Source organism: Marcopretia estuarina LEGE 06307 (genome assembly GCF_056633115.1).
In genome coordinates this window covers 220,562-237,702 of the sequence record NZ_JBSJOY010000005.1, presented here as the reverse complement: position 1 = coordinate 237,702, position 17,141 = coordinate 220,562, and the positions used below count along the sequence as shown (strand labels likewise).

The window sequence follows — 17,141 nt, the reverse complement described above, 5'->3', positions numbered from 1 at the left end:
CGATGGCAGAACCGCCGATGGAATCAGCGCCGATGGGGTCGAGCCACGACCCGGCCGATGGCCCGCAGGCCCCCGGCTGCTGGGAACAGGTGAGCCTGCTGGATCTCGTTGCAGCCGCCCCGGCAGCAGGGGCCGCACCCAGGGCTCCCGCCAGGCCGGCGCCGGTGGCTGCACCCGCTTCCGCCTCCAGGCCTGCAGCTGCAGAACCGCCTGCAGCGGAGCCCACGAGCACGGCCAAGCCACGCCTCAGCCTGCCGCCCCTGGCCGCCACCACGGATCCCCTGGCGGCAGCGGAGCGGCCGGCCGGTGCTGCGGCAGGCTGCCCCACCCAGCTGCTGATCCTCGACACCGAAACCACCGGGCTGGACCCGCAGCAGGACCACTGCATCGAGGTCGGAGCCATCCTTTTCCATGTCCCCACCCGCGCCGTTCTCAGCCAGCTCTCCTTCCTGCTTCCCTGCGAAAGCAATCCGGCTGCGCCGATCAACGGGATCCCCGCTGCCGTCACCCGGCTGAGCCAACCGTGGGACAACGCGCTCGCCTACTTCCGCGCGTTGGTGGAGGCCGCCGATGTGATCGTGGCCCACAACGCCAGCTTCGACCGCCAGTGGTTCGGGCGGGGCGTGTTGCCCGCACTGGCGAAACCCTGGCTGTGCAGCATGGAAGATCTGCGCTGGCCGTCGGAGCGGCAGCTGCGGGCGACGCCGTCGGTGCGGGATCTGGCGCTGGCCTATGGGGTGCCGGTGTGGGCCGCGCACCGGGCCCTCACCGACTGCATCTACCTGGCCCAGGTGTTTTCCCGCTGCGACGACCTGGAGGAGCTGCTGCTGGCAGGCCTGGAGCCACGGCGTCTGTACCGGGCCCAGCTGCCCTACGAGCAGCGCCACCGCGCCCGGCAGGCCGGCTTCCGCTGGAACGACCCCATCCCCAAAGCCTGGACCCGGCGCCTGAGCGAGCGGGAAGCAGCGGGCCTGGGCTTTCCCGTAGCACCCGTGGAACCCCTCGCTGGCAGCAGCAGCGGCAGCCCGATCGCCCACCCGATCAACAGCACCGCCGCCTGAGCGGCCAGTCAATCGGCGAGCAGTGTGCGTGGCAAAGCGGAAGTCTCCTGTTGCGTTCGCCCAATCAGGCCAACGCCCACACAAGCTGGTGAAAGAGCACTGTGATCGGATGTCCATTCCCCGGTTGCTTGAGGGCGCCGGCCCGCCGGTGCCGAAACGGTGGCAACTGCGCCGCTGGCAACGGGCCCGCACCTGGGCCCGGCTGGTGCGCGAGGCCGAAGCGCTCTGGCATGTGGATGTGCGCGACCTGCGGCGCCTCGGCGCCCTGGAGCTCGACCAGCTGCTGCATGAAGTTCCTCCTTCGCTGCGCCCGCGTGTGAACCGCTGGCTGGGGGGCTACCGGGCCCGCACCCGCCTGAACTGAGCGGGGCCAGGAGCAGGGTGTCAGCACAGGATCGGCAGGGCCCTGGCAGAACTGCGGCGGATGATGACCAAGCCCTAACCGTCGCTTAATCCTCCCCCCATGCCGCTCTGCGCAGAGTGAGGCGCTCGGTTCCCTTCTCCATGCCCTGGCGATCCACCCTCCCTTGCCGCCCCGCGCAGCACTCCGGGACCAGCGGCGGGAGAGGCGCGCGCAGCGGCATGGCGCTCTGCCTGCTTGCCGCCCTGGTGGGAGGCTCCGTGACCCTCCCTTCCGCTGAAGCCTCCGCTCCCTCACCCCCCAAGGGCGGAACGATCCGGATCAGCGGCTCCAGCACGGTCTTCCCGATCACCGGCGGCGTGATCCGCGCCTTCCGTGGCACGAGCGCCGGCGCCAATGTGCGCTTTGAGCTGCTGGAAACGGGCACCAGTGCAGGCTTCCGCGATTTCTGCTCCGGCAAGGTGCAGATCAGCAACGCGTCCCGGCCGATCAACAGCGAAGAGCTGAAGACGTGCACCGCCCGGGGGGTCAACTTCATCGAACTGCCGATCGCCTTCGACGCGCTCACCGTGGCGGTGAACCCGCGCAACACCTGGGCGAAGGCCATCAGCACCACGGAGTTGTCGCGGTTGTGGCGCCGCAGCGCCGAGGGCAAGATCATGCGCTGGAATCAGGTGAATGCCGCCTGGCCAGCCACACCGATCCGCCTCTGTGGACCCGGCAAGGATTCGGGCACCTTCGACTACTTCAACAAGGCGATCAACGGCAACGCCAGCGATTCTCGCCGTGATTACACAAGCAGCGAAGATGATGCCGTGGTGGTGAACTGCATCGCCAAGGATCCCCAAGCTCTCGGCTACCTCGGCTTCGGCTGGTATGCCTCCAACACCACCAAGCTCCGGGCCCTGGCCGTGAATGGCCGCAAGGGACTGGTGAGCCCTTCGGTGGTGAACGTACAGAACGAGCGCTACAGCCCGCTGTCACGGCCGTTGTTCATTTACATCAACGACAGCATGTTGCGCGGGCAGGATGATGTGCGGCGCTTCGTGAAGTTCTACCTGCAGAAAGGCCCGCAATACGTGAAGCAGGCCCGCTTCGTGCCATTGCCGGATGCCACCTACCGGCTGGTGGAAACCAAGCTCTACCGCAATGTGCTCGGCACCTCCTTCGGTGGAGACCTGCCGGTGGGGCTCACGATCGGCCAGGCCCTGGCGCGCAGCTTCAGCCAGCTGCGCCAACCGGTGGCCCGCTGAGGTCGGGGGCGCTGGCGCCGGAACGCCGGCGGCCAGCGTGCTGCCCCAGGCCCCGGGGCATGGCCCAGCAGGCAGCTGCCAGCCGCCATCACCGCTGAAATGCCAACCCTTGCGCTGCTCCGATGATCGGTTTGCTCTGGGAACGCCGCGCACAGGTCGGCTGGTGTCTGCTGATTCAGGCCGCCGTGCTCGCCACGGGGGTGGGGCTGGAGCAATGGCTGCAACCACCGGCCCCTTTCCCTGGCGGCACCACGACCGCTAGAACGCAGGGATGACCCGACTCGATCCAGGCCGGTTGCGTTCCAGACGCCTGGGCGAACGGCCGGGTCAGCTTCCCAGCCAGTTATTCATCCATGGCGGCAGGGCGCCGACGCGCCTGTCGGTGCTGTGTTTCCACCCCTCGGGCCTGGAAGAACGGGACGGGCTGCAGCTCGACGAGCTGAACGTGCTGCTGGAGCGCGGCCTGCCCCTGTGGGTGCGGGTGCAGGGCATGGGCAACCAGGCCCTGATCCGCTCGGTGCTCGACCGGCTCGGCGTGCCGGAGCACTTTCAAACGCCCTTGCTGGATCTGCCCCAACGACCACGGGTCGACTCCTCCGGCGACATGGTGCTGGCCGTGCTGCACCGCCTCAGCTTTGCCGACACGCCCGACCGCCTGATCGGCGAGCAGATCGGGCTGCTGTTGCTGCCCACACTGCTGATCAGCATCGAGGAGGTGCCCAAGCCCAGCTCCTTTCCAGAACTCACGCACTGGCTGTCGTGCCTGGATCCCGCTCCAGCCAAGGAAGATCTCGACGACATTCTCCACTTCCTGATCGACGAGTTACTGGATTCCTTGTTTCCGCTGTTGGAGCAACTCTCGGAGTTGCTGGAGCAATTGGAGGAAGCGGCATTGATGCGGCCCAAACCCACACTGCTCAACCGTGCTTACACGGCCCGGAACACCCTGCGTGACATCCGGGGTCAGGTGTGGCCCCTGCGCCACCAGATCATGGTGCTGCTGCGTCAGAACCAGCGCCTGCTCGGACCCGATGCCCTGCATGGCTTCCAGGACATGGAACAACGGGTGGGGCTGATCTTTGAAGCGTGTGAATTAGTGCGGCGCCAATGCGACTCCGTGACGGAGGCCTACATGGCCAGCATCAGCAACCGCATGAACCAGGTGATGAAAACTCTCACCATCGTTTCCACCATCTTTGCTCCGCTCACCTTCATCGCTGGGATCTACGGCATGAACTTTGTCAACATGCCGGAACTCCAGTGGCGTTTTGGCTACGCTGCAGTTGTGATGTTCATGCTGCTGGTGGCTGCTTTGCAGAGCTACTGGCTGTGGCGCCGCGGCTGGTTCCAGGACTGGACAACCGGCCGGCGTTGACAAGCAAGCTCCCGCCCCGTGGTGAACAGCGTGAGGACCACCGTGATGAAGAGCGTGATGGGTGACGTGATGGATGCCGAGATCAACACCATGAAGACCAACAGGACGGACAGACCCACGACCGACGACGAGTGCGGCAGCTCGCCGGATGAACGTGACAACACCGCCGACGCAGACGGTGCTGCTGTCGAGGTGCAGCCGCTAAGCAGCAGTGGCGCCCATGCCGCCCTGCTGATCCAGCGCCAGACCCGCCGGCTGGGCAAGCTGCAACCGGACGTGCTCGCCGACCACGATCCCGAACCCCTGCATCAGCTGCGGGTGAGCCTGAGGCGCCTGCGCACGGTGCTGCAGCAGTTCGCCCCGGCGCTGGTGCTGCCCGACACGATCAGCGATCGGCGCATTGCCAAGGTGGCGCGCCACACCGGCCTCACCCGCGACCTCGACGTGCTGCAGCAGCGGCTGCACGGCAGCTTGATGCCCCTTTTGCCAGCGGCGGAGCAGAAAGCCCTGCGGCCGGTGCTGAAGCGGTTGAAGCGGGAGCGCCGGCAGGCCTTTGAGGGGCTGGAGGAGGCGCTGCGCAGTGGCCCCTACCTGAAGCTGCTGGCACGCCTGCACCACTGGCAGGCCCAGCCGCGCTTCACCCCGCTGGGGGAGCAGCCGCTGCGCTGCTGGCTGCTCGAATGGCAGGCAGCGGCCTCCGCCAGCTTGTTTCTGCATGACGGCTGGTTCGCCACCGATCCGCACGAGCCGGCCCTGCACGAGCTGCGCAAGCGCCTCAAGGCCCTGCGCTACACCCTCGAGCCTCTCGAAGAGCTGGTGGGGCCGTCTCTGAGCCGCTGGATCGCCCTGCTGCGTCAGGCCCAGGATCACCTGGGCGAACTGCACGACCTGCAGGTGCTCATCGAGGGGCTGTTCGATCCGCAGCGGCCCGGCCAGCCGGAAATCAGCCTGCCCGGGCTGGAGGCGGAGATCGCCAAGGAGCAGGCGCAGCAGTGGCGAAGTTGGCGCGAGCTGGCCGACACGCTCCACGGCGCTGCCGCCCGCCAGGAGCTCCAGGCCATCCTGCTCGATGCCAGTCGCCTGCCTGCGACCTGAGGAGAGAGGTGGATGTTCGCTTAGCAAGCAAACCGGCGACTGCGCCTGAAGCCGGTGGCAGCGGCCGCAGCTGGCGGTCGTGAGAGAGAAGCTGGCGGAATGGCCAAAAAAAAAGCCGGCCTGATGGCCGGCGGTAGAAGAACGTTCGTGTTGCTGTTGGTGAGCCCTGAGGCTGGTTCAACGACAGAACGGAGGTGGACCGATCGGAGCGGCGGGATTTGAACCCACGACCCCCACTACCCCAAAGTGGTGCGCTACCAAGCTGCGCTACGCCCCGGCGAGATGGAAACTATCACAGCTCCGGTGGCAGCCAGCGCTCCCAGTGCTTGGTGCGTTTGAGCCGCCGCAGCACCCGGGCGTTGAGCTGTTCACGGCGGGCACCGGCATAGCCCCACAGCCGCAGCCGGCGCGCCGTGTGGCGCAGTTCCGCCAGGGAGAGGGAGGCAAGCCGCAGCTCCGGCACCCGCCGCCAGGCGCTGGCCCGCACGGGCATCGGGTCGCCAGCCGAGGCCCCAGGCAGGCCCAGCAGCGCTCCCCCGGCCATCCACTCCGGCACCAGAACGAACAGGACTGCCAGCAGTCCGTAGAGCTCCACGAGGCCGCGGGGGAGGGGGTGAAGCTTGCGCTTGCCCTGGGGCTCGCCTGGGGGATCGACCACGCTCAGATCACGCTGCCGTTGGCCCGGGGCACGCGCGGCTCGAGCCCGGGGGCGGGGGTGCTTCGCGATGGCGGCGCCTCCTTCCACAGCAGCGGCGCCTCCGGCGCCGGGTTGAGCTTGCCGTACCAGAACACCAGGGCAAACACCAGGCCCAGGGTGCAGAGCAGTGACACGATCACTGTGCGGTCGGAGAGGGAACCCATCGATGTCAGGCCTGATCGGTGCGGAAGCAGGAGAAGCGCTGCGGCAGCCGCTCCACGGTGAGCTCATCGCCTCTGAGGATCAACCGCAGGTTGTCGTCGCCGTAGCGCACCCCCGGCAGCGGCGAGGTTTCCCGGAACAAGGTGGCGCGGGAACCGCCGCTGATCAGTGAGGCCTGAGCGTCATTGCGCTCCACCACGAGGCGTCCCTGGTCGCGGCAGAGAAAACTTTCGCGGATCTCGTAGTGCTCCCACCAAGGGGAGCTCATCGCCAGAACCGGCGGCATCAACGGAACCACAACGGTGGCGCTGAGGCCGGCGGCCAGGAGGCTGGCAGCGGATCTGGCAGCGGGTCCGGTCGTCATCGGGAAGAACCAGTGTGGAAGCGAAGGGTCGAGGAGGGCCGCCGAACCGCTCGGGCCAGCCCAGAGGCTGGGTCAAAGGCGGATCGGCTCGTTGGAGCTGCGCAGCACGCAGTGCTGCACCGACCAGTCGTACTGCGCCCAGACCTCGGGCGCCAGCAGGAAGTTGCCGCCGGCAAAGGCGGTGAGCCGCACACCGCTGGGGCGGGCGGAGCAGTAAGGGCGGCTGCCGGGGCGGGCCAGGTACTGCTGGTGGTGGGTTTCGGCGAAATAGAAGGGCTTGTGGATCAGGATCTCGGTGGTGATCGCCGGGAAGCCGGCGGCGCTGAGTTGCTCCTGGTAGTGGCGGCGGCTGGCCTCGGCCAGCGTCAGCTGCTCGGGCGTGGTGCAGAGAATCGCCGAGCGGTACTGGCTGCCGGTGTCATTGCCCTGGGCCAGGCCCTGGGTGGGGTCGTGGCATTCCCAGAAGAGCTTGAGCAGATCGGCGAAATCGACCCGCCGGGTGTCCCACACCACCCGCACCACTTCGGTGTGTGCGGTGCGGCCGGAGCACACCTCCTCGTAGGTGGGGTTGGGGGTGTGGCCGGCGGCGTAGCCCACGGCCGTGGTGACCACGCCGGGCAGGCGCCAGAAGCCCTTTTCCGCGCCCCAGAAACAGCCGCAGCCGAAGCTGGCTTCCTGTTCATGGGCCTGCAGCGGTGCCTGCAGCGGTGTGCCCAGCACCACGTGGCGTTCAGCGGTGGGGATCGGCGTGGCCCGACCGGGTAGGGCCTCCGTGGCGGAAACGATCCGCTGCTTTGGGCTGCTGGTGCCGGTCGTGAAGAGTCCGAACAACGGGTCGTTGGAAGCTGAACGGAGCCTAGGCAGGGGTTTCCGTGTCCGCCGCCGGCAGCAGGGCGATGTGGTTCAGCAGCGTGGTGGTGAACGCAAACAGCAGGAAGGGCAGCGACAGCACCAGGATCACGCCCACACCCACCAGGGCGAAGATCGGCTTGCTGGAGCCCATCAAGGCGAGGCCTGCCGCCAGGCTCACGAAAATCACCAGCATCCACACCAGCACCTGCCCGTAGATGTCGCCGAAGGTGAGGGTGCAGCGCAGGTTGTAGCCCTTGAGGGGATCCATGACGACGAGGGAACGGTTGGCGGCCGGGAGATCCCGGCCCCCAGCTAAGCCGCCCCGGGGCAGGTTGTCTGCTCCGTTCAACAACTCGTTTTGGTTCAGCCAGCGGCAGCTGAGCGTCTCGGTTCAGGCCAACTGGAGCTGAACCTCCGCCTGCTGCCGCTCCCAGAGGCGGCGGTAGGTGCCGGGCAGGGCCAGCAGATCCTCGTGGTGGCCCTGCTGCACCAGCCGCCCGTCCTCCAGCACCAGCACGCGGTCGCAGGCGGCGGCGGCCGAGAGCTGGTGACTGATCATCACGATCGTGCGGCCGTGCTGGGCGCGGATCGACTGCAGGATCGCCGCCGCCGTGTTGTTGTCCACGCTGGCGAGGGCGTCATCAAGCACGAGCAGGGGGCAATCCACCAGCAGCGCCCGGCCCAGCGCCGCGCGTTGGCGCTGGCCACCGCTCAAGGTGATGCCACGCTCTCCCACCAGCGTGCCGTAGCCATCGGGGAAGCCACGGATGTCGCCTTCCAGCCGCGCCTCGCGGGCCGCTCCCTCCACCTGCTCGAAGCTGGCGTCGGGGTCGCCGTAGCGGAGGTTGTCGGCCAGGGTGGCGGTGAACAGATAGCCCTCCTGGGGCACCAGGGCCACCTGGGCGCGCAGGTCGGCCAGCGACAGAGCCGTGACATCGACGCCATCGATGAACAGCTGCCCGGACGGCACCTCCGCCATGCGGCCTAAGGCCCGGGCCAGGGTGGTTTTGCCGCAGCCCACCGGGCCCACCACCGCCACCAGTTCGCCGGGGGCGATGCGGAAGCTCACGTCGCTCAAGGCCTCGCGGTGGGCGTCGTCGTAGCGGACCGTGAGACCACGCGCCTCGACAGCCCCATGGCGCTCACGGGCGGGAGGCACCGGATCGGTCGGGGATTCCACCCGTGGCCGGCGGCCGAGCAGTTCCTCCACCCGCTCCAGGCTCACCTGGCCGGTCTGGAAGGTGTTGAGGGTGAAGCCGAGCAGGGCGGTGGGGAACACCAGCCGCTCCACGAACAGGATCAGGGCCACCAGGTTGCCGATGCTGAGGCGGCCGCTTTCCAGCTGGCCGCTGCCGATCGCCAACAGCAGCAGCAGGCTGATCGAGGAGATGCCTTCCAGCAGCGGGAACAGGGTGCTGCGGGTGCGGGAAAGGGCCAGGGCCGAGTCGCGGTAGCGGCCGTTGCGTTCGCCGAAGGCCGTCTGCTCGTGCACCTCCTGGCCGTAGATCTTGATGGCGCTGATGCCGGAAAGGTCTTCCTGGATCAGGTCGCTGAGGCTGGCCAGGCACTCCTGCTGGCGCCGCTGCTGCCGCATCATGCGGCCGCCGAACAGACGCACCACCATCAGCATCAAGGGGTACAGACCCACCGCCGCCAGGGTGAGCAGCGGGTCGATCATCAGCATCGCCGGCAGGGTGAGCGTGTAGGCGAGGGCCGTGTTGGTGAGGCTGAGCACAGCGAAACCGAGCAGGCGTCGCACGTTCTCCACATCGCTGGTGGAGCGACTAATCACCTCGCCGCTGCCGGTGGTCTGCACCCAGCCGGGCTCCTGGCGCAACATGTGGTCGAACACCCGCTGGCGCAGGCTGGCCTCCACCTGGCGCCCCACGCCGAACACCAGCAGGCGTGAAACCAGGCGCGCCACCCCCATCAGCGAGGCCAGCAGCACGATCCAGCCGGCCTGCCTCAGCACGTAGGACACGGCGAAGCCGTCCTGCAGGTCGTCGATGATCCCGCGCACCATCAGCGGGATGGCCACGCTCAGCAGGTTCACCACCACCAGGGCCAGCACACCGCCGAGCAGCACCCGCCGGTGGGGGCGCAGGTAGCGCCAGATCAGACCCAGGCGGATGGCGGCCATGGCGGGGGGTGGAATGGCTCCAACCTACGGATCGCGCCAGCCGGGCGAGAGTGGCAGGCCTTCGAGCCGGGCCGCGCGGAGATCAGCACCCCGCCCCGCCCGAACCGCCGCACACAGCGCCTCATCCTGCCCCGAACACACCCCTACCCATGCCGTCACCCGAGAGCCAGTCGCATCCTTTGTATGGCACCGATCGCCAGGTGGTGGACGGCCTGCTGGCCAGCGACCAACCCGGCGACGGCCAGCTGGTGGATCTGGCCCGCCTGCTGAACCGCTACGACGGCTTTCCCGGCGCCGAGGATCTGCGCGCCGATCTCACCAAGACCCTGGCCCACTGGGGCCTCAACCGCGAGGAGCTGCACCGCCGCACGCGGGCGTTGTGGGAAGGCGGCTACCGGCCCGGCCCGGTTGCGGCCGCCGAGGGCCAGGCGGTGGGCAGCGGCTTCGACACCGCCGCGCAGGACACGCCCTGAACGACGGGAATCGGTCTCAGTGTGCTCCGATGATCAGCGGATTCGCGTTTCTCAGGTGATAGTGGGAGCGTCCCCATCACCTGGCCCGGCGTGTCCTGCACCCGGGCTTTTTTTCTGGCCGGGCGCCCTTTCCCCGCAACCAGGCCACCACGTCTCAGGCTCGATGCGTTCCACCCTTTCCTGGCCCCAGCTGCTCGAAACCCTGCTGCAGGGCCAGCCGCTGGCCGATGCCGATGCCACCGCCCTGATGGAGGGCTGGATCGCCGCGGCGATCGAACCGGAACTCACCGGTGCGCTGCTGGCTGCCCTGCGCAGCAAGGGGGTCAGCGGCGGGGAACTGGCGGCCATGGCCGCGGTGCTGCGCGAGGCGGCACCCCTGCCCTGCCCCCGCCCCGATCTTCCCCTGGTGGATACCTGCGGCACCGGCGGGGACGGGGCCGACAGCTTCAACATCTCCACGGCGGTGGCCTTCGTGGCGGCGGCCTGCGGTGCCACCGTGGCCAAGCACGGCAACCGCAGCGCCAGCGGCAAGGTGGGCTCCGCCGATGTGCTGGAGGCGCTGGGGCTCAACCTCAAGGCGCCGGCCGCCACCGTGGTGGGGGCACTGCCGCAGAGCGGTGTCACCTTTCTGTTCGCGCCCGGCTGGCATCCGGCCCTGGTGGGGCTGGCACCGATCCGCCGCCGTCTGGGCGTGCGCACGGTGTTCAACCTGCTCGGCCCGCTGGTGAATCCGCTGCGGCCGGAAGCCCAGGTGCTGGGCGTGGCCCGCGCCGACCTGCTCGATCCGATGGCCGATGCCCTCTGCCGCCTCGGCCTGGAGAGGGCGGTGGTGGTGCACGGCCATGGCGGTCTCGATGAGGCCTCGCTGTCCGGTCCGAGCGAGCTGCGCCTGGTGGAGCAGGGGCAGATCCGCTCGCTCCGCCTCGATCCCACCGCCCTGGGGCTGGCCGAGGCGCCGATCGAGGCGCTGGCCGGCGGCGATGTGGCGACCAACCAGCGCATCCTGGCGGCGGTATTGCAGGGGGAGGGCAGCAGCGCCCAGCGCGACGTGGTGGCGCTGAACACGGCGCTGGTGCTCTGGGCCGCTGCCAGGGCCGAGAGCGTGGAGGACGGCCTGGCGCAGGCGCTGGCGGCGCTGGCGGGCCCGGCCCCGTGGCAGCGGCTCGAGGACCTGCGCGCAGCCCTGGCGCAGGAGGATGATCAGACCAGCGCTACCCCTGCCCCTTGACCGCCCCCTCCGCCGCCCTGCTCGTGCTCGCCGATGGCACCGTGCTGCGGGGCACGGCCTTCGGTGCGGTGGGCACCACCATCGGTGAGGTGGTGTTCAACACCGGCATGACCGGGTATCAGGAGGTGATCACCGACCCCAGCTACGCGGGCCAGCTGGTCACCTTCACCTACCCGGAGCTCGGCAACACCGGCGTGAACGCCGACGACCGTGAGGCCGATACCCCGCAGGTGCGCGGCGTGATCGCCCGCCAGCTGGCGCCGGTGGCCAGCAGCTGGCGCTCTGAAGGCCTGCTGGCCGACTGGCTGGCGGAGCACGGCGTGGTGGGCATCGCCGGCGTGGACACCCGCGCGCTGGTGCGCCACCTGCGGGAGCGGGGTGCCATGAACGGCGCGATCAGCAGCGATGGCACCGCCGCCGCCGCCCTGCTGGAGCAGGTGCGCCGGAGCCCCTCGATGGAAGGCCTGAACCTGGCGGAAACCGTCAGCACCCCCACCAGCTACGTGTGGCAGCAGCTCTGCGGCGCCGGCTTCGATCAGCGCCAGCAGGTGGCGCCGGCTGAGCCCTACCGGGTGGTAGCGATCGACTTCGGCATCAAGCGGGCGATCCTGGAGCGGCTCAGCGCCCACGGCTGCACGGTCACGGTGCTTCCGGCGGGCGCCAACCTCGACGAGGTGCTGGCCCAGGAGCCGGAGGGGGTGTTCCTCTCCAACGGGCCCGGAGATCCGGCCGCCGTGCAGAGCGGCATCCGGCTGGCGGCGGGGCTGATCGAGCAACCCAGCCTGCCGGTGTTCGGCATCTGTCTGGGCCACCAGATCCTCGGCCTGGCCCTCGGGGGCAGCACCTACAAGCTCGGCTACGGCCACCGCGGCCTCAACCATCCCTGCGGCGGCCATGGGGTGGTGGAAATCACCAGCCAGAACCACGGCTTCGCCCTGGCGGCCGCCTCGCTGGATGCGGCACAGGTGGAAATCACCCATACCAACCTCAACGACAACACGGTGGCGGCCCTGCGCCATCGCCACCGGCCCGTGTTCGGCGTGCAGTACCACCCGGAAGCCAGTCCTGGCCCCCACGACGCCGACCACCACTTCGGCCGCTTCGTGGCCCTGATGGCTGAACGCCGCGCCTGATCGACCGGCGGGTGTTCCGGTTTTGTGTGCGAGCGGTCTGGGCCTTGCCATCGCTCATTACACTTCGGTCGCTCGTTTCGCATCGAGGGCTGGGGCGATTCCAGAACTGCATCGACTGACCGTTTCCTTACGGGGCGGCTGTGAGCGTCGCGAAAACTGCCTGCTGTGCAGTTTCACTGGCCAGCTCGACGCCTATTCCGACAAGCAGTTCAAGGAGTTCATCACCGAACAGATGGGCAGCAACAAGCTGCCGCTGCTGCTGGATCTCACCCACATCGATTTCATCGATTCCTCCGGCCTCGGCGTGCTGGTGCAGCTGGCGAAGCAGTGCACCGAAGCCAACATCCAGTTCGTGGTGGTGGGCAACGCCCGCGTCATCCAGACCGTGAAACTGGTGCGCCTGGAAAGCTTCCTGCACCTGCAGCCCGATCTGGAAACGGCACTGGGTGCCCTTGCCACCGCCTGATTCCGAGGCCGTCCGCTGGCTGATGCGCCTGCAACCGGCGGAAGCCGAGGCGCTGGGGCCGCTCCAGCTCGCCTGGCTGGGCGATGCGGTGTGGGAACTGCATCAACGTCTGCGCCACTGCCGCAGCCCCGGCCGCAGCGATGTGCTGCACCGGGCCGTGGTGGAGGAAGTGCGCGCCGATGCCCAGGCGCGGGCGCTGGAGCGGCTCGAGCCGCTGCTGGAGCCGGAAGAGCGGGAATGGGTGCGGCGTGGCCGCAACAAAGCCGGCCGTGGTCCTCGCCGGGGAGATCCGGGACGCTACGGACAGGCCACAGGGTTTGAGACAATGGTGGGCTGGCTCTTTTTACGGAATCCCGGACGGCTCGCCCAGCTGCTGGATCATCTGGAACAGACCGACCCCTGACCCCTTGCCTCCGTACCCATGAACCAACGTTTCGAGCGCCGCCGGCCCAATGGCGCAGGCGGGGGCAGCGATCGGCCCGGCGCCGGGCCGCGCGGCGCACGGCCGGCCCGTCCGGGCGAAGGGCGGCCTGAGCGCCGCGGTCCGGCGCCGGAGCGTGGCGGTCGCGAAGCCCCCGACCGGGGCGGTGAGGAATGGCGCAAGCAGCGCCGCGAGCGCGTTCAGCGCCCCGCCGGCGAAGGCCGCCCGGCCCGGGTGATCAGCTCACGTCCCGCCGGTCGCCGGCCGGAAGCGGGAGCGGCACCGGCCGAGGGCGGCGGCGTCCGCTTCGGTGGCGGTGGTGCACGGTTCGGCGGCGGCAGTGGTGCCGGCGGCGGTGCGCGCTTCGGTGGCGCTGGTGGCGGCGCCCGCTTTGGTGGTGGTGCCCGCTTCGGCTCCCGTCGTGGCACGGAAGATCGCGCCGGGGGTGAGCGGCGCTTTGGCGAACGGCCCGGTGGGGAGCGGCCTGCAGGTGATCGGCCCTCTGTGGACCGCCCAGCCGGCGATCGCCCCTCCAGCGACCGCCCTGGCGGCGATCGGCCCTCGGGCGCCCGCCCGTTCAGTGAGCGCCGCTTCGGCGATCGCAGGCCGGAAGGTCGTCCCTCCTTTGGTGGCCGTCCCTCTTTCGGCGGCCGTCCTTCCTTCGGCGGCCGCCCCACGGGCCGGCCGCCCTTCCGCAAGCCCCCCTTCTCCGCCCCCCGGCCTGATGGCCCCGGCGGTTCCGGCGGGGTGTTCGTCGACCGTGGTGCCAGCGAGCCGCCGGCAACGGGCGAATCGGAACGCTTCGGCGCTGAACCGGCCGATGATCTGATCTGGGGACGCCATCCCGCCCAGGCCGCCCTGGAGAGCGACCGGCCGATTCACCGCATCTGGTGCACCCCTGAGCTGCGCTTCGCTCCCCGCTTCCTGCAGCTGCTGCGCGAAGCCAAGGCCGGTGGGGTGCTGGTGGAGGAGGTCACCTGGGCCCGCCTCGGCCAGCTCACCGGTGGAGCGGTGCACCAGGGGATCGTGCTGCAGGTCGCTGCCGCCGAGACCCTCGATCTCGGCACCTTGATCGACGGTTGCCGCGGCATCGGCGAACCGCCCCTGCTGATGGCGGTGGACGGACTCACCGATCCCCACAACCTCGGCGCGATCGTGCGCAGCGCCGAAGCCCTTGGCGCCCATGGCCTGGTGCTGCCGCAGCGCCGCAATGCGGGCCTCACCGGCTCGGTGGCCAAGGTGGCCGCCGGCGCCCTGGAGCACCTGCCCGTGGCCCGGGTGGTGAACCTGAACCGCTCGCTGGAACAGCTCAAGGAGGAGGGCTACCGGGTGGTGGGCCTGGCTGAAGAAGGCACGGTAAGCCTCACGGAAGCCGATCTCGACGGCCCGCTGGTGGTGGTCACCGGCTCGGAGAGCCAGGGGCTTTCGATGCTCACCCGCAAGCACTGCGACCAGCTCATCCGCATTCCGCTGCGGGGCGCCACGCCCAGCCTGAACGCCTCGGTGGCCACGGCTCTGCTGCTCTATGAGGTAGCCCGCCGCGGCTGGATGCAGGCGATCACCGGCAATGCCCCGGCTCCACGCATCGTGCGTCCGCAGCTGCCGAGCAAGGCGGCAGCCAGCACCAGCGCAGCCGCGCCAGCGGCAGCCAACGTAGGTGCAGAGGCCGCAGCGGCGGTTGACCATTCGGCGGCCGTTGCTGACGGCCCGGACGCTGTGTTTTCGGCCGATGAGGAGCGGCAGGCCCTTGAAGAGGAGCAGCCTGTTGCTGGGCTGCTGGCCGTTGCGGAGGAGCTCCTCGTCGCTGCGGAGGAGCTCCTCGCCGTTGAGGGGGGGGGCCTTGTGGTTGAAGAGCTGTTGGTTGATGCGGACGTTCTCGTCGTTGAAGAGCAGCGCGCCGTTGCCGAGCAGCTCGCTGATGGGGACTTCACAGCCGATGCAGAGGCGCTCGCCGATCGGGAACGTTCCGTGAGTGGGGAGAGGCTCCTGGATGAGGAGCTGGAGGAGGAGGCAGCGGCTGCTGAGGAGTTCCTCACCGGCGTCGAACCGGAACCGGTGGGGCAAGCAGAAGCAACGGAGTCCGCCGCTCCCCCGTCGCCTGAGAGCACCAGCGAGGCGGCCGCTGGCACGGCACCCCCGGCAGCTCCCTCAGCGCCTCTGGAGCTCACCCTGGAGCTCTCGCCGACCAGCCCCACGGGCTTTCAGGGGGACATCCAGCTCTGAGTCCGACGGTGCACACCATTCGGGCAAAACGGCTATGGACGGCCCCATGCGAGGGCACAATGGGTCGGTACGAAAAGCCTGAATGGACGCCCTGATCCGGCCTTTGCGCAGCCTGGCGAACGGTCTGGGGATGGCATGGTGGGCGCGGGTGGAAACCCACGATCCCAACGTCATCTATTGGTTCGGCCCGTTCATGCGGCGCCAGGAGCTGGAAGTGGAGCTGGAGCACTTTCTCGCCGATCTTCAGGCAGAGGCGCCCGGCGGGCTGAGCCATGAAATCCTCCGCACCCACCGGGGCGAACCCCTCACCGACGTCCAGGAGCCCGGCTGATAGCGTCCCACCAGCAACGATGGGCTTGGGATGGGGATCGCCGAATGGCGTGAGCGGCTGCAGAGCGGAGATGTGTCCGCCCGTGAGCTCACCGATCACCACCTGGCCCGCATCGATGCGGTGGATCCCACCGTGCATGCCTACCTGGAGGTGACGGCGGAGAGGGCCCGCGCCGATGCCGATCGCATCGACGCCGCCCGTGCCGCAGGTGAGACGCTGCCGCCACTGGCCGGCATTCCCCTGGCGATCAAGGACAACCTCTGCACCAAGGGCATCGCCACCACCTGCTCCAGCCGCATGCTGGAGCACTTCGTGCCGCCGTACGAATCCACCGTCACCGAGCGGCTGTGGCAGGCCGGCGCGGTGTTGCTGGGCAAAACGAACCTCGACGAGTTCGCCATGGGCAGCTCGACCGAAACCTCCGCCTTCGGCCCGAGCCGCAACCCCTGGGACCCGGAACGGGTGCCGGGCGGCAGCTCCGGCGGCAGCGCGGCGGCGGTGGCCGCCGGCGAAGCGATGGCGGCCCTCGGCTCCGACACCGGCGGCTCGATCCGCCAGCCCGCTGCTTTCTGCGGCGTGGTGGGGCTCAAGCCCACCTACGGCCGGGTGAGCCGCTGGGGGCTGGTGGCCTTCGCCAGCTCGCTCGATCAGGTGGGCCCGTTCAGCACCAGCGTGGCCGATGCCGCCGAGCTGCTGCAGGTGATCGCCGGCGCCGACCCCCGCGATGGCACCTGCCTGCAGGCCACCGTGCCGGATTACCGGGCCGCGCTGCGGCAACCCATCGCCGGTCTGCGCGTGGGTCTCGTGCGCGAATGCTTCGAGCAGGAGGGGTTGGATCCCCAGGTGAAGGCGTCGGTGCTGGCGGCCGCCGCCCAGCTGGAGGCCCTCGGCTGCGAGCTGGTGGAGGTGAGCTGCCCCCGCTTCAACGACGGCATCGCCACCTATTACGTGATCGCCCCGTCGGAGGCGTCGGCGAACCTGGCCCGCTACGACGGTGTGAAGTACGGCTTCCGCTCCGAGCAGGCCGGCAGCCTGGCGGAGATGACCGCCCGCAGCCGCGCCGAGGGCTTCGGCGACGAGGTGCAGCGCCGCATCCTGATCGGCACCTACGCCCTCTCCGCCGGCTACGTGGATGCGTTTTACAAGAAGGCCCAGCAGGTGCGCACCCTGATCCGCCGCGACTTCGACGCCGCCTTCGGCCAGGTGGACGTGCTGCTCACCCCCACCTCACCCACCACCGCCTTCCGCTTCGGCGCCCACGCCGACGACCCGTTGGCGATGTACCTGGCCGACCTGCTCACGATTCCGGCCAACATGGCGGGCCTGCCGGCGATCTCCTTGCCTTGCGGCTTCGACGCCGACGGCCTGCCGATCGGTCTGCAGCTGATCACCGGCGTGCTGGAGGAGCCGCGCCTGCTGCAGGTGGCTCACCACTACGAACAGGCGGCGCGGGTGATGGACAGCCGGCCTGAGGCGGCCCTGGTGGCCTGAGCCGGCGATGCCTGA

19 protein-coding genes and 1 tRNA gene are annotated in these 17,141 nt (G+C 69.3%); 13 read left to right on the top strand and 7 right to left on the bottom strand.

Going from position 1 to position 17,141, the window contains the following annotated elements; genetic code table 11:
* Window positions 1-32: 32 nt before the first annotated feature.
* The 5 genes from ACWJI3_RS12855 to ACWJI3_RS12835 all read left to right on the top strand — a co-directional run bounded on the left by ACWJI3_RS12855 (window position 33) and on the right by ACWJI3_RS12835 (window position 5,145).
* The gene (locus tag ACWJI3_RS12855) at window positions 33-1,061 is read left to right on the top strand and encodes a 3'-5' exonuclease (protein WP_480203941.1); all 1,029 of its coding nucleotides are present in this window, start codon (window positions 33-35) and stop codon (window positions 1,059-1,061) included.
* A gap of 109 nt (window positions 1,062-1,170) precedes the next feature.
* Entirely contained in the window at window positions 1,171-1,425 is a 255-nt protein-coding gene (locus ACWJI3_RS12850) for a hypothetical protein (RefSeq protein ID WP_094512991.1), read from the top strand.
* 218 nt (window positions 1,426-1,643) lie between these two features.
* On the top strand, window positions 1,644-2,675 hold the full coding sequence (locus ACWJI3_RS12845) for a PstS family phosphate ABC transporter substrate-binding protein (RefSeq protein WP_480203868.1): 1,032 nt from the start codon (window positions 1,644-1,646) through the stop codon (window positions 2,673-2,675).
* 295 nt (window positions 2,676-2,970) lie between these two features.
* The gene (corA, locus tag ACWJI3_RS12840) at window positions 2,971-4,050 is read left to right on the top strand and encodes a magnesium/cobalt transporter CorA (RefSeq protein WP_480203867.1); all 1,080 of its coding nucleotides are present in this window, start codon (window positions 2,971-2,973) and stop codon (window positions 4,048-4,050) included.
* 45 nt (window positions 4,051-4,095) lie between these two features.
* Complete coding sequence (locus ACWJI3_RS12835) at window positions 4,096-5,145, top strand: CHAD domain-containing protein (protein ID WP_480203866.1); 1,050 nt, start codon at window positions 4,096-4,098, stop codon at window positions 5,143-5,145.
* A gap of 203 nt (window positions 5,146-5,348) precedes the next feature.
* Here the strand turns inward: ACWJI3_RS12835 and ACWJI3_RS12830 are convergent.
* The 7 genes from ACWJI3_RS12830 to ACWJI3_RS12800 form a co-directional block, all read right to left on the bottom strand.
* Window positions 5,349-5,422, bottom strand: a tRNA-Pro gene (locus tag ACWJI3_RS12830).
* A gap of 15 nt (window positions 5,423-5,437) precedes the next feature.
* The gene (locus ACWJI3_RS12825; protein ID WP_094512998.1) at window positions 5,438-5,803 is read right to left on the bottom strand and encodes a hypothetical protein; all 366 of its coding nucleotides are present in this window, start codon (window positions 5,801-5,803) and stop codon (window positions 5,438-5,440) included.
* A gap of 2 nt (window positions 5,804-5,805) precedes the next feature.
* Window positions 5,806-6,006, bottom strand: coding sequence for a hypothetical protein (locus ACWJI3_RS12820; protein WP_094512999.1), 201 nt, complete (start codon window positions 6,004-6,006; stop codon window positions 5,806-5,808).
* Window positions 6,007-6,011: 5 nt separating this feature from the next.
* Entirely contained in the window at window positions 6,012-6,368 is a 357-nt protein-coding gene (locus tag ACWJI3_RS12815; RefSeq protein ID WP_233133014.1) for an MliC family protein, read from the bottom strand.
* Window positions 6,369-6,440: 72 nt separating this feature from the next.
* Window positions 6,441-7,199, bottom strand: a complete 759-nt coding sequence (gene msrA / locus ACWJI3_RS12810) for a peptide-methionine (S)-S-oxide reductase MsrA (protein WP_094513000.1) — start codon at window positions 7,197-7,199, stop codon at window positions 6,441-6,443.
* 25 nt (window positions 7,200-7,224) lie between these two features.
* On the bottom strand, window positions 7,225-7,488 hold the full coding sequence (locus tag ACWJI3_RS12805) for a hypothetical protein (protein WP_094513001.1): 264 nt from the start codon (window positions 7,486-7,488) through the stop codon (window positions 7,225-7,227).
* Window positions 7,489-7,611: 123 nt separating this feature from the next.
* A complete protein-coding gene (locus ACWJI3_RS12800) occupies window positions 7,612-9,360 on the bottom strand; it encodes an ABC transporter ATP-binding protein (protein ID WP_480203865.1) in 1,749 nt (582 codons plus the stop codon).
* Window positions 9,361-9,509: 149 nt separating this feature from the next.
* On the opposite strand from ACWJI3_RS12800, the gene ACWJI3_RS12795 reads away from it, so the two are divergent.
* The 8 genes from ACWJI3_RS12795 (at window position 9,510) to gatA (ending at window position 17,126) form a co-directional block, all read left to right on the top strand.
* Complete coding sequence (locus ACWJI3_RS12795) at window positions 9,510-9,833, top strand: DUF3288 family protein (RefSeq protein ID WP_094513003.1); 324 nt, start codon at window positions 9,510-9,512, stop codon at window positions 9,831-9,833.
* Window positions 9,834-9,996: 163 nt separating this feature from the next.
* On the top strand, window positions 9,997-11,061 hold the full coding sequence (trpD, locus tag ACWJI3_RS12790; RefSeq protein WP_480203864.1) for an anthranilate phosphoribosyltransferase: 1,065 nt from the start codon (window positions 9,997-9,999) through the stop codon (window positions 11,059-11,061).
* Window positions 11,058-12,194 (top strand): glutamine-hydrolyzing carbamoyl-phosphate synthase small subunit, encoded by a 1,137-nt coding sequence (carA, locus tag ACWJI3_RS12785; RefSeq protein ID WP_255100750.1) that lies wholly within the window; start codon window positions 11,058-11,060, stop codon window positions 12,192-12,194. The genes trpD and carA overlap by 4 nt, the downstream gene beginning before the upstream one ends.
* 115 nt (window positions 12,195-12,309) lie before the next feature.
* The gene (locus ACWJI3_RS12780; protein ID WP_094513062.1) at window positions 12,310-12,660 is read left to right on the top strand and encodes an STAS domain-containing protein; all 351 of its coding nucleotides are present in this window, start codon (window positions 12,310-12,312) and stop codon (window positions 12,658-12,660) included.
* Between the two features lie 22 nt (window positions 12,661-12,682).
* On the top strand, window positions 12,683-13,063 hold the full coding sequence (locus tag ACWJI3_RS12775; RefSeq protein ID WP_255100749.1) for a ribonuclease III domain-containing protein: 381 nt from the start codon (window positions 12,683-12,685) through the stop codon (window positions 13,061-13,063).
* 18 nt (window positions 13,064-13,081) lie between these two features.
* Window positions 13,082-15,304, top strand: a complete 2,223-nt coding sequence (gene rlmB, locus ACWJI3_RS12770; RefSeq protein WP_480203863.1) for a 23S rRNA (guanosine(2251)-2'-O)-methyltransferase RlmB — start codon at window positions 13,082-13,084, stop codon at window positions 15,302-15,304.
* 82 nt (window positions 15,305-15,386) lie between these two features.
* Window positions 15,387-15,635: a DUF1816 domain-containing protein gene (locus ACWJI3_RS12765; RefSeq protein WP_094513405.1), complete on the top strand. Its 249-nt coding sequence runs from the start codon at window positions 15,387-15,389 to the stop codon at window positions 15,633-15,635.
* Window positions 15,636-15,665: 30 nt separating this feature from the next.
* A complete protein-coding gene (gene gatA / locus ACWJI3_RS12760) occupies window positions 15,666-17,126 on the top strand; it encodes an Asp-tRNA(Asn)/Glu-tRNA(Gln) amidotransferase subunit GatA (protein WP_480203862.1) in 1,461 nt (486 codons plus the stop codon).
* Window positions 17,127-17,141: the final 15 nt, after the last annotated feature.

Coding starts and splice junctions, on each gene's coding strand:
- ACWJI3_RS12850 (WP_094512991.1), top strand. CDS start 1,171: ATGTCCATTCCCCGGTTGCTTGAGGGCGCCGGCCCGCCGGTGCCGAAA.
- rlmB (WP_480203863.1), top strand. CDS start 13,082: ATGAACCAACGTTTCGAGCGCCGCCGGCCCAATGGCGCAGGCGGGGGC.
- ACWJI3_RS12845 (WP_480203868.1), top strand. CDS start 1,644: ATGGCGCTCTGCCTGCTTGCCGCCCTGGTGGGAGGCTCCGTGACCCTC.
- ACWJI3_RS12800 (WP_480203865.1), bottom strand. CDS start 9,360: ATGGCCGCCATCCGCCTGGGTCTGATCTGGCGCTACCTGCGCCCCCAC.
- ACWJI3_RS12775 (WP_255100749.1), top strand. CDS start 12,683: ATGCGCCTGCAACCGGCGGAAGCCGAGGCGCTGGGGCCGCTCCAGCTC.
- ACWJI3_RS12820 (WP_094512999.1), bottom strand. CDS start 6,006: ATGGGTTCCCTCTCCGACCGCACAGTGATCGTGTCACTGCTCTGCACC.
- ACWJI3_RS12855 (WP_480203941.1), top strand. CDS start 33: ATGGGGTCGAGCCACGACCCGGCCGATGGCCCGCAGGCCCCCGGCTGC.
- ACWJI3_RS12805 (WP_094513001.1), bottom strand. CDS start 7,488: ATGGATCCCCTCAAGGGCTACAACCTGCGCTGCACCCTCACCTTCGGC.
- ACWJI3_RS12765 (WP_094513405.1), top strand. CDS start 15,387: ATGGACGCCCTGATCCGGCCTTTGCGCAGCCTGGCGAACGGTCTGGGG.
- ACWJI3_RS12795 (WP_094513003.1), top strand. CDS start 9,510: ATGCCGTCACCCGAGAGCCAGTCGCATCCTTTGTATGGCACCGATCGC.
- ACWJI3_RS12815 (WP_233133014.1), bottom strand. CDS start 6,368: ATGACGACCGGACCCGCTGCCAGATCCGCTGCCAGCCTCCTGGCCGCC.
- ACWJI3_RS12835 (WP_480203866.1), top strand. CDS start 4,096: ATGAAGAGCGTGATGGGTGACGTGATGGATGCCGAGATCAACACCATG.
- gatA (WP_480203862.1), top strand. CDS start 15,666: ATGGGGATCGCCGAATGGCGTGAGCGGCTGCAGAGCGGAGATGTGTCC.
- trpD (WP_480203864.1), top strand. CDS start 9,997: ATGCGTTCCACCCTTTCCTGGCCCCAGCTGCTCGAAACCCTGCTGCAG.